The organism is Pseudomonas sp. TH39(2020) (assembly GCF_016650715.1).
GTDB lineage: Bacteria > Pseudomonadota > Gammaproteobacteria > Pseudomonadales > Pseudomonadaceae > Aquipseudomonas > Aquipseudomonas mandelii_C.
In genome coordinates this window covers 494950-510971 of sequence record NZ_JAEKFF010000005.1, presented here as the reverse complement: position 1 = coordinate 510971, position 16022 = coordinate 494950, and the positions used below count along the sequence as shown (strand labels likewise).

Below are 16022 nucleotides of genomic sequence, written 5' to 3'. Positions count from 1 at the left end.
GAGCCCGCCATGAGTGAAGACCTGAAACCGCCTGACCTTGATTCGTGGCAGCGGCTGTTCGAAGACAAGGCCTACTGGCAGCAGTCCCCCGACGCCCATTACGCCGAACTGCTGCGGGTGGCCGACGACTTGCTGGGGCAGGGCGCCATCGACCTCGAACAATGGCAAGCCTTGAAGGCCAAGGCCGATCAATCCCATAAAGATTCGCCTGCCGTGAACGTCGCCCAAGAGGTCGACGATCCCGAGGCTTGAGGAGAACCCACATGAAACCGATCACCCCCACTGAACACCCTGACGAACCGCGGCCACCGGGTGAAGTCGAGCGCGACAACGACGCGCTGCGCCCGACCGATCCGACCCGGCGCAAGGAAAGCGGCAAGGGCACCGACAGCGGCGAATCCACCGCACAAGAAACTGCGAAGACTCCCTGATCAGCGTCTATGCTCATCTGCGCAGAGGGCGCTGGACGGTGGTTCAGCGCTCGTTGCTGCCTCCAATTCACAGGGAATGTACCGCTTATGAAACTTCACGCACTGACCAAAGCCATCACCCTTGCGACCCTGCTGTCTGCCGCCAGCCTTAGCGCCATGGCTGCGGACATCCCGCTGTCCGCCGTTGTGGAGGCGGATCAGGTCACCACCAAAGTTGTCTCGGTCGATGCTGCCAACCATCAGGTTGTACTTGAAGGGCCGGAAGGTCGTCAGGTCCATGTGCAATTGACCGACAAGGCCAAAAACCTCGGTAATTTGAAAGTCGGCGACCAAGTCGATGTCACGGTCACTAGCTCTGTCGCCGCCTACCTCGACACCGATGTCGACAAAGGCCTTCCAGGCACCGTCGAACGCGCTGGCGAAGTTCGCGCAGCTCCTGGCAGCGACAACCCTGGCGGCGAAGCCTACCGTCAGGTGCAGGTCCAACTGAAAATCACCAAAATCGACGTGAAGAAAAACCAGGTCACCTTCGAAAACCCCGCCGGCCAGTCCAAGACTGTTGACGTCGTAAGACCCGAAGTTCAAGCGAAATTGAAAGATCTGAAAGTTGGACAGAGTGTCGTTGTGACCTATACCGACATATTGACAGTGACCAGCAAGCACTGAGGTTGAGTATTAGCTCTATAGGTTGATTGTTCTTGTACAACTTTTCTGTATAAGAACAATCAGTTTTAATGGTCTAACTGGTGAGTTTTGGCGGTCTTTAAATAGTATTTAAGCCGACATTTAATCAATGTTGTTTCGATAAATTTCATGTTCATATACGCGGACATATTCGAAACTTTCTATTAAAATACTTCCCGTTCGCCCAGTGTCAGGGCTCTTTACCGGTGCATGGATTGCCAGGCCATTACACTGGGCGAACACCTTATCGACGTGCGATACACACTTGCAGCAATACGTTGTTCCCCTGAACACCGCCTCCCGTTTGCCACTCCGCTACCTCAAGCACACCTCCAAACTGATCCGCAAACTCGGCAACTCCGATCTCGCCCTGCAACACAACAAAGTCATCAACCTGAAACTGACCGTCGCTTCGATGGACGGCGTCGTCATCGGCCATGGCGAGTATTTTTGCAAACGTGGTTATGTCGAAGGCATGGAGCTGTCATTTGGTGAAACCCGTAGCGGCATTGGCGGCGGGATCTGCCAACTGAGCAACCTGATTCACAGGATGGCGATTCACTCGCCATTGGTCGTGGTTGAATGGTCGAACCACAGCTTCGAGCCCTTTCCTGACGAGGGGCACAGTTGGAAGGGGAGTTGTTGAGCGATCAGGTGAGAGAGATTCGGTATCACGTTTATCAACTTGGGCATCGGTTTGTGCGAGACGGTGGGCGGGTTTTTCGGGAGAACGAGATATGGCGGGAAGTCAGGAGCAAGGGGCAGGAGAGTCAGGTGTTGAAGAGTGAGCGGCTTTATACGAATCGGGTGGTGGTTAAGTATGAGGTTGAGGAGAGTTTGCTGACTTGAAATGCATAAAACGGGCGATCATTAGATCGCCCATTTTTTTGGGGGCGTCGGGTGGAAAAATTTTCATGGTGAAGCTCTTGAATCAACGGAACCGCAAAGCGGCGTTTGCATGCCTTGATCGTGTTCGGTCTGTCAAAACTGCTCGCTGAGATTGCAGCGGCAGTATTGCAACAATATTGACGATTCAGTTCCTGAAATAAAGCTCATCCAGTTGTCGTCTCCGAATCAGCAGGTATTCCTCCCAGACCTCGGGGAAATCCTCATCCTTGGTGAATGGGAACGTCAGATAAATATGCTTGCCTGTCACGCTTATATACTGGCGCGCGCGTTTGAAGGCAGGTTGTTCGTACATCGAGATGCTTTCATCGTAACCGTCGTGGCGGTGAGAGATCGTTACGCGATGCGGAGCGATCATGCCTCGCGCAAAGTCAATCACCCAGCCGTGATCCAGTCCCGTGGTCAAATAGCCGTAAACGCCGTCGCTTGAAAGGCGGATACACGATTTGGCCTGAACGCCGTCGTCGTCATTTACGACGACGATCTTGTCTTTGAAATATTGGATACTTTTTTGATTCGGTCCTTGCAAAACCAGATTCCAGCCTTCGGCCGACATTCTGAATTCGCCTTGGTTTTCAAATTCGGCTATCCAGCCGTTTGAAAGGGTGATTGTGTGTTTGTTCACATGGTGTCCTGATTGTTGAATATCCAAAGCCGCTCAGTGTAAGTCATCCATTTTTTTGGGGTTTTTATGAGGGTGTTCCACGATCTGTTCCCGGTTTGAAAAAGAGTAACTTGTCTAACTCGCGATTCCTGCAACGCTTAACAAACTCCAGCGCGGCGGTTGAGTTGGTTAGGTACAAATTATAAGAGGCTCTATCTGTCTGATAGTGCTCATCGTAGTCCACCATACGATTGCTCACGGGTATCGAAACATAATGTTTTCCTGATACCTCTTCGATGCCGATCGTGAAGCGCTCATCTGTATTGATTTGTGTGTCGTTGAATATCTTTTTCAAAAAGGGCTCCAGTCAATATTCGGCTAATGGGTGTCCCCTATTTTTCTCTATTTTTCTAAATATCAACTACAAGCTTTTCTAGGAACTCCGAGAGCGAGTTAGCTAAAAAAACATGTGATCTGATAGGGTTGTCGTAGTATTCGGATTCATAGAAATAAATATTGCCATATTCATTTTCTTTGATGCAGAAACAAAAATAGTCCCCTCCCGCATCAGCAGCGAAGGGAACAAGGTTTTTCGGCATTAATGAGTTGTCAACGAATGTCTCTTTGTAGGTCGACTCGATAGTGTCGCCCCCATATTTCAAAGGTAGGAATTCGTTTATCTTATATCCGTTACCTTTAAGCTCAAACAAATTTACCTCAGAGTGGCCTCCGTTGTTTATTTTGTAGAACTCCTTGAATTCTTTTGGAAATTTTATATTTAGTTGTTGTTCTGAGTTTTTTATGTCTGAGTCTGTTACTGGTGGCTTTTGGTCCTGTAAATTCATTTGCAAATTCTCCTAGCGTTTATATTCTACGTCGTGATGCGCTTCATATTGGCTTACGGAGCCCTTGTGAGGGTAAAGTACCAAAAGGGGACAGATTTATTTTTGTGATTGCGTGAAAAATAAATCTGTCCCCTTGTTCTAATGCACTGCCAATAACGACGGCAAGAGATACATAGAAACCAAACAATCGATTGTTTAAACTTAAGACTTCAATTTTATAAACCTGTCATTCTCGAAGTAAAAAATAAATGCTTTGTAGGCCATATCCAAATCATACGAGGCGCTCTGCTCATGTAAGTTTTTTTATAATAGATGATAGGTCGTCGCAAAGTAATACATGCCTGTAATTGATTTTCGAAATATCTACTGGATTGTTATTCGCATCATGATCTTCGAAATTGTCCGGATTTTCGATAATCGCTTCGCAATTCAGATCCCATTCTTCTTTGTTTTTTGGTAAATAAAGTGCGTCTTCCCAGTCTAGGTTCTCAGCATTAGAAAAAACATCAGCAAATTTTATTTTTTTCATTTGGTTTGCCATTTATTTTCGACCGCCTCCTCAAAGCTCCATCCCACCTTTTTGTCCTGGATGTAGCACATCAGCAACCACTCCCCGAATCTGTGCTGAACCGTTGGGATGGGTTGCAAAACCCCCTCACGACAGGCGTCATGAAGCCAAGTTAAAAGAGGGTGTGGTTTTGACCTTGCATGGGCGCCTTTCGAGAAAAAAGGGGACTGATTTATTATCTATGAAAATAAATCAGTCCCCTTTTTAAAGGCCAGCAAGGTGTTTAAGTATGAAGAAAGGGCTCGGTTATTCGTAAAGTCCTTTAGATGAGTCCAGAGCGTTTAGCAGTTCCTCTTCAGATATTGAATGCTGACTAAGGTTGTCTATATCTAAATCCCCCCATTCCTGTTCGTCTTCGATTTCCAGGAGCAGCAGTGGAAGTTTCTTTTTATTGAAGAAGGTAATTATGTCGCGAATATCCTTGTCGCGCTCAACATGATCATTTTGATAGAGGTCACACGTGTAAAAAAAACCTTTATCCCCCATGGCGAGCTTTTTTTGTGAACCAATCAGCGACATTTTAAATCGTTGGTGCAGGAATTTGGCCACTTCAAGGTCGCTAGTGGGGGCTGCAGAAGCAATACTTATCTTAGTCATGGCTCAAAAATCCTCGGGTACCAATGGGTTAAGTGGTTTTCCTTTGGTCTCGTTTTGGAAGCTACCACCGTGCAATCAAAAGGGGACGGATTTACTTTTGTGATTGTGTGGGAAATAAGTCTGTCCCCTTTGTTTCTAAGATTACAAGGGGTAGTCGCATCGCCATGGCGGTGTAAAAAGTTCCGGAGAAATGTGATTTTTTTTGAGGAAAATATTTATGTCTTCTTCCGAATTCATTGTTTCAAGTTTGATGGCTGTGATGTCTCGGTCATCAATGCCGTCACTTATTTCTATTGTGTTAATCGGTATTGAAAACTCAATTACTGCGTAGCGTGAGTTCTTTGAGTCGCTTATGAAGTCGTAATATTGAAAGGGGTCATCTGGTGAAAATTCAAACTTATAGATTGCATATATGGCAACCCATTTACGCAGTGAAGGGTCTTCAGATTTTACTTCTTGTGCGATTTTGTCGTAGCCTGTACCTTCGAGCCCGTACCATACGCTTCGCGGAATAATTTTTTGGTCGTTCATTTTTGCCCCGCAAATTGATTTGGCCAATAGATACGAATCACTTTGCTGTCTTTTGGATGTAGTTGCAAATGTGGTAATGCAGCGTGAGGGTCGCTAGGGCTATGGTTTGCCATGTAAACTTTTCTGCTATCTATGTCCGAAACAGGAGTGTCATCCCAGTGATAGTATGACTCTTTTCCTGTGGGTGTTTCAAAATAGTCTTTTGCCGTCACGGAATTAAACTCTTCAGCATTTCTATAACCTTTGCCGACATATTTCCCCCTGAAAAGCTCTTCGGCCTCCGCCCGGCTATTGACCGTTACATCTCGGGCTCCTTGGTCGAGTTGATCTGAAGCACGCTTTACGGAAGGGCTTGACCATGGAACATCGGGTACTGGCGGTTCTTTTGTCTCAACCTTGGCTTTACCTGCGGGGTTTACCGAGGGATCTGCCTTATCTCCTGCCCCAGGGCATCCATTCAACCCTAACGGATCCACCCACCCCGTAGGGTTAGGCACGTACTGGTAGTTATTCAACCCACCCGCAAGCTTGATCGGATCCGGCGTCAAAAACCGTCCAGTGCCTGGATTGTAGTAGCGATGCCGATTGTAGTGTAAGCCCGTTTCCGCATCGAAATACTGACCCTGAAAGCGCAGCGGGTTTTCGATTTCGGCGATCTCGAGGGTGGCGAGGTTGCCGTAGGCGCGGTATTTCGCCGACCACATGATCTCGCCGCTGTAGTCGGTGAGTTCCTGTGGCGTGCCGAGGTGGTCGAGTTGGTAGTAGAACGGGGTGGCTTTCAGTGGGCCTTCGCCATCGAGCATGGCCAGCGGGCGGAAGCTGCCGGGTTCGTAGATGTAACTGCGATAGCGATTGTCGCCGCTTTCTGCGATGAGGCGTTCGCCTTGCCACAGGAATTCGGTGGTGTGGCCATCGACGGTTTTGGCGATGCGACGGCCAAAGGCGTCGTACTGGTAGCTTGCACTGCTACCGCCGGGTAGGCTGACGCCGATCAGGCGATGTTGGCAGTCGTAACGGTACTCGGTAACGAGTTTCTGCCCGGTGCCACGGCGTTCGCGGATCAGGTTGCCGTGGGCGTCGTAGTCATAGTGACGGTCGCCCTGCATGAGCAGGCGGTTGCCTTTGACGTTGGCCAGGTTCGCGGTTGGCTGGTCGCCTTGGCCGAGGAGGTTGCCCGCCGGGTCATGGGCGAAGCTTTCCGGGGTGGTGCCACGGACATTGATCAAGCGATCGAGTGGATCGTAGTGATAGCTGCGATTGCCTTTGCGGCTGTCGTCGATGCCCGCGAGGTTGCCATTGGCATCGTAGGCGTAGCGGCGGTGGAACAGGTTGCGTTCCTGCTGGCTGACGGTGTGGGCTTGCAACCGACCCTGTTCGTCGTACTGGTATTGGCTGAGCAGCAAACCTTGTTGGCGCTGCTGTTCGCGACCGGCGTTGAACTGGTGCGTGGTCAGGCGCGAGCCGTTGAGGTCGATGCTGCTCAGGCGGCCACCGGATTGGTGACGGTAGTCGAGTTTGCTGCCGTCGGGGAGACGGCAGTGGCTCAGTTGGCCGAGGTTGTCGTACTCGTAACGCAAGGTGCCCCAGCCTTGGTGTTCGGTGGTGAGGCGGTCTTGCAGATCGTATTCGTAAGCGAGGGGCCAGTGGCCGTCGTCGACGTTCACGAGGCGGCCGAGGGCGTCGTAGCTGTAGTGGATTTCCTCGCCATCGGCCAGGGTCTTCACCAGCAAGCGGCCAGCGGCATCACGTTGATATTCGGTGACCAACTCACTGCCGTCGTCGCCGAATTCGGTTTTCTTCAGCAACTGGCCATTGAGGTCGTACTCGTAGGCGGTACGACGACCGTCGAAGCCAGTTTCCTGTTGGATCAGGCCGTTGGGATAGTAATCGAGGTGGTAATGCTCGCCACGTTCGTTTTCGATCTCAGTGAGCAGCAAGCGCGAGTTGTCGTAGCGGTAGCGAAGCTGACTGCCGTCCGGGTTGAGGCGACGGCTAACCAGGTGCAGGCCATCGGCGTACTCGTAGCGGGTAACGCGGCCTAATTCATCGCGTTCGGCAGTGACTTTGCCGTAGGCGTTGTAAGTGAAAGCGCGGGTCGCACCGCCGGGCAGGGTGATTTGTGCGAGGCGGTTGGCGGCGTCCCATTGGTAGTGGGTGATGGCGCCGGTTTCTTCCTGACGGGTGATCTGCCGGCCCAAGGCGTCGTAACGGTACTTGCGCTGGCCGCTGTCGGGCAGGCGCTCTTCCAGCAGTTGGCCGAGGTTGTTCCATCCCAATTGATGGCGGCTGCCATCCGGGTGACGGATTTCCAGCAGGCGGCCTTGGTGGTCGTAGCTATAGAGGGTGGCATTACCATCCGGGTCAATCTGTTGGGTGATGTCGCCCTGATTGTTTCGTTGATACTTCCAGGTGGCTTTGCCGCGGCGCACATCGCTGACGAACCCGTTGCTGTATTCATACGAAACGGGTTCATCTTTCGGGGGGATGACGGCGGTCATCAAGCCGTCTTCGTCGTACCGATATTCGGTCACGGCGCCTAATGGATCTTTTTCTGCGATCAACTGACCTTTTTCGTCATAGGCCTTCAGGTGTTCGGCACCGTCGGGATCGATCTTGCTGACAAGTCGCGCTTTATCGTCGTGGGTGTAAACCTCTTCGCTGCCATCGGCGTTGGTAACGGTGACACTGCCTTTATCGTCCCAGACGTAATGCGCTTCCATCTGCGAGAAACTCGCCCAGTGATGAACACAGCGCGACAATTTGCCTTCGTTTTCCCACTCCCAAAAGAAACTCGCACCACCCGCCAGTTGCCGTTCAAGAATCACGTGCTGATCGTTGTAGCGATAGTGTTCGGCTTCACCGGCAGCATTCTTCGCTTCAATCAGGCGGTGCTGCGCGTCATAGCTGTACGTGACCAGCGTCTGGAGGGTGTTCCAGGCGTCTTCCAGATTGTCTGCGGGAATAAACTGTTGATAGTCGACGGCGATGATGTGCTTGCGATCGTATCGCAAGAGCAGGGCGCGACCGGCGCCATTGTCGAGGCGTTTGATCCTGCCGTGGATGTCACGGGTGATGTGCAACCGATTGCCATAGCTGTCGCTGATGGCGATCAGGGTTGCGCCTTTGCTGTTGTAACGGAAGTGGTAGAAGGAAGGTCGGCTCCCGGCTTGAGCCAGGACAAGTTCCGACGGGTCGTCACCGATGAAAATCGCTGCCCGTGACAGGCTGTTGGTGATCGCCGGCCGTTGTTGGCTTGGAAGCGGAAATGGTGTCGCCCGGTTTTCGTGGTCGGTCCAGATGACTTCGTCACCATTGATTTCGACTCGGTGTGCCAGCGCATGGCTCCAGCCATAACCCAGACCGCAATCGATTTCCACTGCGCTGCTTCGGTAAAGACGTGTCCACTCAAATGGCAGTAGCCCGTCGAGCTGGCCATCATTGAGCGTCAATAACTCTTCACCGGTGACCATCGATACGGGGCACTTGTCGGTGCAGGTTTTGGCTGCGGGCTCAGCACTTTTGTCGGCAGGTGTCTTGGCTTGCCTGGAGGCGTCGTCGCCTGTTTTGCCCTTGCCCAGTTTTGTATTTTTCTTCCCGTCAAAACGAACCTGCGCCACCCCTTTCTTCACCTGAGCCGTCACACCACGAGCCGCCACTGCGGTGTATTTCGCGACGTACTCCATGAAGCCTTTGATGATCTTGAACACCGACTCCACAAAACCGGTCACAGCCTTGATGATGATTTCGCCGTACTTTTTCAAACGCGCGGCGAGGTAGATGACACCGGTACCCTCCGCAGCAATGGTCAGCACGATCGATATGACGATGTCGATCGCGATGCCGACGACCGCCGCCGTGGTCATTTTTGCGGCGTCACCGGCCATCTTCATCGGTGGCAGGCCGGCCAGCCAGATCACGGCGCTGCGTACCATCAGGAACAGCGCGGCCTCGTCGCTGGCCAGCAGCATGGCTTTTTTCATGACATCTGGCGCTTCTTTTGCCAGAGCTACCAGTTTTTGGGTGCCAGCACCGAGGTCTTTCGCAAACTTGCTCGGGTCTTGCAGGATGTCGAGCACCAGGCTGATGCCGTCCCAGACGCCTTTGATTGCTTCCCAACCGCCTTCAAGGATGCCGTTGCCGACCGCCATGGCGGTCCCCGAGGCGGACTTGTTCGACCATTGCGGTTTGAAGCCGGCCCATTCCTTACGCAGGAACCCTTCCAGTTGACCGGTCAGGCCGTCATAGGACTTGAACAGGGCATCGATCTGAGCCGGCGTCACTTCGTTGTGGATACGAATTTTGTAGAACTTGCCCGGAATACCGCCCGTCCAGCTGGCTTTGCCTTGGGCGTCGAGTTTGACTTTGCTGACTGCACCGCCTTCTACCGCAACGATTTCGATTTCGATGTCACCCAGCGGAATGTCATACACCGATTCGAATTTGCTCTCGATCAGCAGCGGCCCCTTGAGCGGGCACTGGGCAACGTTCGAGGCGAAGTCGCCATCGGTCATGCTCACTGATTTGCTGGTTTTGCCGACCTTTATCACGCGCTCCATGCCCAGCAGGGAGGGCAGGTCTGTTGCTCGACTGCCTTTATCGGCGGCTTTCGCGTACCAGGTTTTGGTCTGTTCTTGATACAGCTTCAAGCTGTCCTTGAACGTGCTCAGTTGGTTATCAACAAAGGCAACGCGATCCATCAGCCTTGCTCCAGAATCAGGTGGTTTAACAGTGCTTCATTAAGTTTTTTTGGAGCATCCGGGCGGCGCACGAAGCGCGCGATTTTCAGCTTCAGGTTGCTCTCTGGGTAAGCGGCGTAGATGTCTGGACGTTCCTCTTCCAGCCATTGCATCAGGTTGCCGATCAGGGTTGACGGGTTCTGCTTGGCGAGGCCATCCAACAACCCCTTCGGCACCTCCCACCAAGGCCAGTCCTTCGCCGGCGGCACCACTCTCGGCCCAACCTCCAAACTCTTCCCATTAATCAAATACCGATCAAACACCGGCAGCACTTCGCCCGCCGTATCACCCAATCCCTCAAGAATCGGACAAATATGCCGCCCATCCCAAAACCGGAAGAACACCTCGGTCCCGTCCGGCATCCGCACTTGAGTCAGGCTGCGCAGATGCTCAAACACCACATCCGGCGCACTGGTGGACACCGCCAGCCAACCCCAGTCCTGCGCATCTGATTCGGCGATCCACGGCAGGAAGTTTGAGTTGGGTTTTATCTCGGTGAGGTAGGGCATCACAGGTTGCCAGGCTGCGTAGGGTGTACCGCCCCAAATCGGGGTGACTTGGGTGGTGGGCTCTACCTGATAAAGCGTCTTCAGTGGCTCGGCATCGCTAGCCGCACTGACAATCAAATAAAGACGTTCATTAGCCTGCAACGGCCGTTCAGCCAACCAGGCCTGCGGCGTCAAAAGATCAGATCGCACAAGCACCTGCCTTGCATTTCTCGCACTCTTCACAGAACGGCGCGTTGCGTTTGAGGGTATTGATCTGCGCCGGCGTCAGTACCGCGCCAGCCTTGTCGGCATCAGCCTGTTTTAGCGCGCCGGGCATCAGTGGTGCCGCGCCAGTCCCGTTGCCGGGACTCCCCCCGGAGTTCATGTTGATCACCGGCCCGCTCAGGGTCACACCACTGCCGTCGATTTTGATGAAGCTGCCGCCACCCTTGAGGGTCAGTTCACTGCCCGCTTCGAGCACGACTTTCATGCCGCTGCTCAGGTGGATCTCTTGCCCGGCTTCGATGAATTGCCCGGTACCAACCTTGATGTGCTGGTTGACGCCCACGGTGAGGTGGTCGTTGGCGCGGGTTTCGACTTTGCGGTCGGCGTAGACGGTGTGGTGTTCTTCGGCTTTGAATTCGCTGTAGCTGTTTTGCTCGACGGTGTCGTGGCGTTCGTTGCCGACGCGGATTTTCTGGTCGTGCTCGACGTTTTCGTCCCAGTCGCGCTGGGCGTGCAGAAAGATTTGTTCCTGGCCCTTTTTGTCTTCGATGCGCAGTTCGTTGTAACCGCCGCCACCGGGGGAGCTCAGGGTTTTGAAGGTGCTGCGGGTCTTGTTCGCCGGCAGGGCGTACGGGACGACGTTTTCCTTGTGGTACAGGCAGCCGCTGATCAGCGGTTGGTCGGGATCGCCTTCGAGGAACGACACCAGCACTTCCATGCCAATCCGCGGGATGGCGATGCCGCCGTAGTGGGCGCCGGCCCAGGCGGAGGAGACGCGCAGCCAACAGCTGGTCTTGTCGTCGGCCTGGCCTTCGCGGTCCCAGTGGAATTGCACTTTGACGCGGCCGTATTGGTCGCAGTGGATCTCTTCACCCTTTGGGCCGGTGACCACGGCGCTTTGGCTGCCGAGGATGCGCGGCTTTTTCTGGGTCAGCGGCGGGCGATTCGGCACGTCCCACGGGGTGGCCTGGAAGCGGTTGCGGTAGCCCTGGTGGAAATCGTCTTTCAGGTTAGTGGTGCTGCTGGTGACCGACTCTTCCAGCACTTGCGGCTGTTTGCCTTCGTGGAGGATTTCGGTGAGTAGCCACAGGTCGTTCCATTTGGCTTTCGGGTGTTGGGTCAGGGCCAGGAAGTGGCCGCTGACCAGCAACGGCTGATCGCTTTTGCCTTCGGCGAGCTGGAAGTCGCTGCGGTGACGTTCGAGGGCGCGTTTGGCCAGGTGTTTGCCGCGTTCGCGGTCGATGAAGCGGCCGGGGTAGTCGTAGTCTTCGAGGTCGGGCAGGGCGTCGCCGCGGTTTTCGCTTTCCAGCGTCAGCCGTGGTTTTTCGAAGTCGTAGTCGCGGCGGGTGGTGCGGCTGGTGCGGGTTTCCAGGCGCAGGTCGAAGCGCTTAATCACCGGGTCGTTGGCGACCATGCCGGAGTCTTGCTGGTAGGCCACGGGTGCGAGTTTCGGGAACACCGTCTGGTCATCGCCGAACACCAGCTTGTGAGCGGTGGCGCTGTGCTGGAAGTGGTAGTGGATACCTTCTTCCTCGCACAGACGCTGAACGAACTGCAGGTCCGATTCATCGTACTGAACGCAGTAAATGCGCTCGGGATAAATCGCCCCGACTTTGAATTCATAGGCGTTGCTTTGGATGCCGTGCTCTTCGAGGACGCTGCCGATGATTTTCGGCACGGTGAGGTTCTGGAAGATGCGTTGGTTGATGCGGTGCGCCAGGTAAGACAGGTGCGGGCGCAGGGTCACCGCGTAGCGGGTCAGGCGTTTGCCGGAATCACCCTGGGCTGCGCGATAGATCTGGCCATGAATGCCGCTGCCGTCAGGCGAGAGCTGCAAAAAGGCCGGTTTGTGCAGCAGGGTCTCGAGGTCCAGGGACGGCTGTTCACTGACCAGCTCCACCTCAAACACAAAAGGCTGGCTGATGGCTTCCCGACCTTGCAGGGAAAGAACCTGGAAGTCGTTGGAAAGACCTTCGATGGTCAGGGCAAAGTGAGTTTGATTGGCCGGCGCGAACATCCCTTGTTCCTCGTGCAGTGCTGCGGCGTTCGCCAAGACCGAAAAAAGGAATCAGCAGACGCAAAATTCTGGAAGGGCGAAAACAACATCGACCAGCAGAGCTGGCCGATGCTTGAGACGGTCGGCCTGAGTTAGGCGACCGGCTGACGCCAGTCATCGGAACCCGAAGTACCGGATACTTCGTGGGTCCAGGTGATTTTGCGGTAGGTGAATTGCACTTCTTCCAGGTGCGTGAAGTGCGAGTTCGACGGATCCTGGCAGTTGTGCATTTTGTTGTTGATGGCGACGATGATCGCGTCTTCCAGTTTGGTGGTGTAGTAGTGCTCTTGGGTACCTTGAGCCGAAGTGCGGTACCACTGGATAACGATTTCGCTCATGCGCTCGCCGGAGGTCAGAGCGGCTTGCAGCAGTGGCGAAGCCTTGTCGTAGACCTTGGTGATCACGACTGGCTTGTGAACGCGCTGACCGGTCGGTTGGCCGGACTGTGGGTCACGCGGGATGATCACGTCGTGGCTGAAAGCCTGAACCATGACCTGGTCTTCGTGACCTTCCTGGTAGGTGTTGCCAACCGAGTCGGCGGTGAATGCGCCGGCAGTGATCAGACCTTGTTTCTCGCCAGTGACGGACATGTACGCTGGTGTAGCCATGGATGTGCTCCTTGCTAAAAGTTAGGGTGCCCGGGAGGCGGTATCGCCCGGTGGGTGCCTGACTGTTATCAAGGTTCGTGCCAGAAACGGTTAATGCTATATAAATCAGCTTGTTGAGAGGTTTTTTAGGCCGCGTGGGGAATGTTCGGCAGCGATCGCCTGTGAATGTGCGCAAGAAGTTGCGCAGTACTGCGCAACTTCTTGCGCACTTGGCTGGGGCGCCTGACAGGCCGGGCGATCAGCCCCCCGGGATGGGCTTTCGCACCGTTGATTGCGCAACTTCTTGCGCATCAAGGCGCTTGGCCATCATCGGGTGACCAGTCGTCTCATTGGCCGAAAACCGGCAGCAGAAGCGCTAGGGTGACAGGTGCAACGAACACTGCAGCCTGGAGGTCAAACTCAGCGCCGAGATAAATGAACATCTGCGAACTCAAGGAGTACGACATGAAAATCCTGATGGTTCTAACGTCACACGATCAATTGGGTGACACGGGTAAGAAAACCGGCTTTTGGCTGGAAGAATTCGCCGCACCGTATTTCGCCTTCAAGGACGCCGGCGCTCAGTTGACCCTGGCCTCGCCCAAGGGTGGTCAACCACCGCTGGACCCAAAAAGCGACGAGCCCGATGCGCAAACCGCGGCCACCGAGCGCTTTCGCAAAGACTCCGCCGCCCAGTCCGCATTGGCGTCTACCGCTCTGCTGAGCAGCGCGAGAGCTGAAGATTACGACGCGGTTTTCTATCCGGGCGGCCATGGCCCGCTGTGGGATTTGGCCGAAGACAAAATTTCGATCGCTCTGATCGAGGCGTTTTACAAGGCAGGCAAACCGGTCGCGGCCGTCTGCCACGCCCCGGGTGTGTTGCGTCACGTCAAGGGCGCGGACGGCCAGCCGCTGGTCAAAGGCAAGCGCGTGACGGGGTTTACCAACACTGAGGAAGAAGCTGTGCAACTGACGAAGGTTGTGCCGTTTTTGGTGGAGGACATGCTTAAGGAGAAGGGGGGTGTCTATTCCAAGGGGGCTGACTGGGCGAGTTATGTGCTCACTGATGGATTGCTGATCACCGGACAGAATCCGGCTTCCTCTGAAGCAGCGGCACAAGAACTGTTGGCGAAGCTCCACTAAATCTGACGTGTAGCAGCTGGCGCAGCCTGCGTCCGGCTGCGAAGCAGTCGTAAAACCGGCAAACACGGTGTGTCTGAAAGACCGCGGCGGCGGATACAACGACTGCTGCGCAGCCGAACGCAGGCTGCGCCAGCTGCTACAGGTTCGTGCTACGCCTCAGACTGCGAGGCTCGACGCGGCGAAACATTCCTCGATCGAGCGCCGCTGCGTCTCGGCATACAACGCCAACTCATCAATCGTCGATCGCCCCAGCGCCTTCTCGAACACCTGCCGGTTCGACTGCACGCCATAGTGGGTTTGCGCCGCATCCCCCAGGTTCGACTGAAAAATCCCCGCTGCGCTGACTGGCAGGAAATCTTCGTACACCAACGGTTCAACCCGCAAATACCCGCCGCTGAGCAGATCCTCCAGCGACAACGATTTCAGCTCATCGGCCCCCAAACCTTTTTCCGTGACGAAGTAGCGAAAGTACGCCAGTTCCTGTTGGCGCATGCCCTCAACGGTGTCAGGGAATTCTGCAAAGTGCTGCGCCATCAGCGCGTTGTAACGTGCGGCATTGGCCTCATTGGGGAAGTCTTTCAATTCATCCCGGGCAGCGTTGAGCAAACGGTCGTAAAGCGCCCGGCCTTTGGGGGTGAGCGCCGCGCCGCGTTGCTCGATCTCGCCGAAACGGGCGCTGTGGCTGCCGTGAGTCTGGGTTTGATCGGTGAAGGCGACAGGCTCGTCCAGGGCCTTGAAACTGGTCTGGCGCAGCAGGATCGGGCACTGACGGCGGGGTGGTCCTTCGATCACCGCTTTGGGGGTGATGCCGTGGGCAGGCATTTGCGCCTGGACGATGTCGATGTCCAGGGTGCGCGGCGTCAGGTGGTTGATATGCGGGCCGGTGAACGCCACTACGTCGGCGATCAGGCGATGCTGGGCGCTGAGCTTGCGGTACTGCTCGGCGGTCACGGTGGCGGTGTGGTGCCAGCGGAACGTTTCCAGCGCTTGCTCGACGAAGTTATGGGCCTCCTGTTCGGTGAGGCCGCCCTGGGTTTCGGCGCGCTCGATGAGAGTCAGCGCGGTGGGCGTGAAGATCGAACGCTTATCCAGCACCGATTGGGCGAACGCTCGCAGTTCTAGGTCTTCGATCAGCTCCAGGCGCAGCAGGGAGGTGAATACCCGGAAGGGGCTGACCTGCAACGCCGCCTCATGCACCGCGCGAAAAGCCGTGGAGTGCACCGGCACGCCGGCGGGGGTCAGGTCGTAATAACCCACCGGTTGCATGCCCATCACCGTAAACAACCGGGCGAGGGTGGCCAGTTCATCGGCGGTGCCGACTCGGATCGCGCCATGCCGCTCCAGATCCAGGCGCTGGATTTCACCGGTGCTGTTCAACTGTCGGGCGATCTGTGGATCGCTGTCCAGCACGTGACGGTTGGTCTGTTCCACCAGTTCCATCAGCGCACCGTACAACGGCACTTCTTCGCGGTACATGTCGGACATCGCTTTGGAGAAGCGTTGACGGATCAGATCAGGGCTGACGAAGTTCGGGTGACTCATAAAAAACTTCCTGGTGCGGTGACGTAAAGGATGCGGGAAAAGATCGCAGCCTTGTGCGGTGCCGACAAACGAAGAATCT

Annotated in this window: 15 protein-coding genes and 1 pseudogene; 5 read left to right on the top strand and 11 right to left on the bottom strand. The window is 54.9% G+C overall.

Annotated elements, in window-relative coordinates:
• Positions 1-9: 9 nt before the first annotated feature.
• The 4 genes and pseudogenes from JFU47_RS07430 to JFU47_RS07415 form a co-directional block, all read left to right on the top strand.
• Positions 10-252 carry a hypothetical protein gene (locus tag JFU47_RS07430; protein WP_201182154.1) on the top strand — a complete coding sequence of 81 codons (243 nt, stop codon included), beginning with the start codon at positions 10-12 and terminating at the stop codon, positions 250-252.
• Between the two features lie 11 nt (positions 253-263).
• On the top strand, positions 264-431 hold the full coding sequence (locus JFU47_RS07425) for a hypothetical protein (RefSeq protein WP_201182152.1): 168 nt from the start codon (positions 264-266) through the stop codon (positions 429-431).
• Positions 432-518: 87 nt separating this feature from the next.
• The gene (locus JFU47_RS07420; protein WP_201182150.1) at positions 519-1097 is read left to right on the top strand and encodes a hypothetical protein; all 579 of its coding nucleotides are present in this window, start codon (positions 519-521) and stop codon (positions 1095-1097) included.
• 319 nt (positions 1098-1416) lie between these two features.
• Positions 1417-1964, top strand: a pseudogene (locus JFU47_RS07415) (VanW family protein); the annotation flags it as partial.
• Between the two features lie 184 nt (positions 1965-2148).
• Here the strand turns inward: JFU47_RS07415 and JFU47_RS07410 are convergent.
• The 10 genes from JFU47_RS07410 to JFU47_RS07365 form a co-directional block, all read right to left on the bottom strand.
• The gene (locus tag JFU47_RS07410) at positions 2149-2646 is read right to left on the bottom strand and encodes a hypothetical protein (RefSeq protein ID WP_201182148.1); all 498 of its coding nucleotides are present in this window, start codon (positions 2644-2646) and stop codon (positions 2149-2151) included.
• A 64-nt stretch (positions 2647-2710) separates the two neighbouring features.
• Positions 2711-2980 (bottom strand): hypothetical protein, encoded by a 270-nt coding sequence (locus tag JFU47_RS07405; RefSeq protein WP_207202875.1) that lies wholly within the window; start codon positions 2978-2980, stop codon positions 2711-2713.
• 55 nt (positions 2981-3035) lie between these two features.
• Positions 3036-3470, bottom strand: a complete 435-nt coding sequence (locus JFU47_RS07400) for an SMI1/KNR4 family protein (RefSeq protein ID WP_201182146.1) — start codon at positions 3468-3470, stop codon at positions 3036-3038.
• A gap of 289 nt (positions 3471-3759) precedes the next feature.
• On the bottom strand, positions 3760-4011 hold the full coding sequence (locus tag JFU47_RS07395; protein ID WP_242485092.1) for a DUF7716 domain-containing protein: 252 nt from the start codon (positions 4009-4011) through the stop codon (positions 3760-3762).
• A gap of 273 nt (positions 4012-4284) precedes the next feature.
• On the bottom strand, positions 4285-4635 hold the full coding sequence (locus JFU47_RS07390; RefSeq protein WP_201182144.1) for a hypothetical protein: 351 nt from the start codon (positions 4633-4635) through the stop codon (positions 4285-4287).
• Positions 4636-4776: 141 nt separating this feature from the next.
• The gene (locus JFU47_RS07385) at positions 4777-5166 is read right to left on the bottom strand and encodes a hypothetical protein (RefSeq protein ID WP_201182142.1); all 390 of its coding nucleotides are present in this window, start codon (positions 5164-5166) and stop codon (positions 4777-4779) included.
• Positions 5163-9863, bottom strand: a complete 4701-nt coding sequence (locus JFU47_RS07380) for an RHS repeat-associated core domain-containing protein (RefSeq protein WP_242485091.1) — start codon at positions 9861-9863, stop codon at positions 5163-5165. Before JFU47_RS07380 ends, JFU47_RS07385 begins: the two co-directional genes overlap by 4 nt.
• Positions 9863-10600 carry a DUF4123 domain-containing protein gene (locus JFU47_RS07375; protein WP_201182140.1) on the bottom strand — a complete coding sequence of 246 codons (738 nt, stop codon included), beginning with the start codon at positions 10598-10600 and terminating at the stop codon, positions 9863-9865. Before JFU47_RS07375 ends, JFU47_RS07380 begins: the two co-directional genes overlap by 1 nt.
• Positions 10590-12632 (bottom strand): type VI secretion system Vgr family protein, encoded by a 2043-nt coding sequence (tssI, locus tag JFU47_RS07370; protein ID WP_201182138.1) that lies wholly within the window; start codon positions 12630-12632, stop codon positions 10590-10592. The genes JFU47_RS07375 and tssI overlap by 11 nt, the downstream gene beginning before the upstream one ends.
• A 131-nt stretch (positions 12633-12763) precedes the next feature.
• Positions 12764-13279, bottom strand: coding sequence for an Hcp family type VI secretion system effector (locus tag JFU47_RS07365; RefSeq protein WP_054051032.1), 516 nt, complete (start codon positions 13277-13279; stop codon positions 12764-12766).
• Positions 13280-13723: 444 nt separating this feature from the next.
• Between JFU47_RS07365 and JFU47_RS07360 the strand changes: the two genes are divergently transcribed.
• Positions 13724-14401, top strand: coding sequence for a type 1 glutamine amidotransferase domain-containing protein (locus tag JFU47_RS07360; RefSeq protein ID WP_201182136.1), 678 nt, complete (start codon positions 13724-13726; stop codon positions 14399-14401).
• Between the two features lie 156 nt (positions 14402-14557).
• Here the strand turns inward: JFU47_RS07360 and hglS are convergent, their stop codons facing one another.
• Positions 14558-15943 (bottom strand): 2-oxoadipate dioxygenase/decarboxylase HglS, encoded by a 1386-nt coding sequence (gene hglS, locus JFU47_RS07355; RefSeq protein ID WP_201182135.1) that lies wholly within the window; start codon positions 15941-15943, stop codon positions 14558-14560.
• Between the last annotated feature and the right edge of the window lie 79 nt (positions 15944-16022).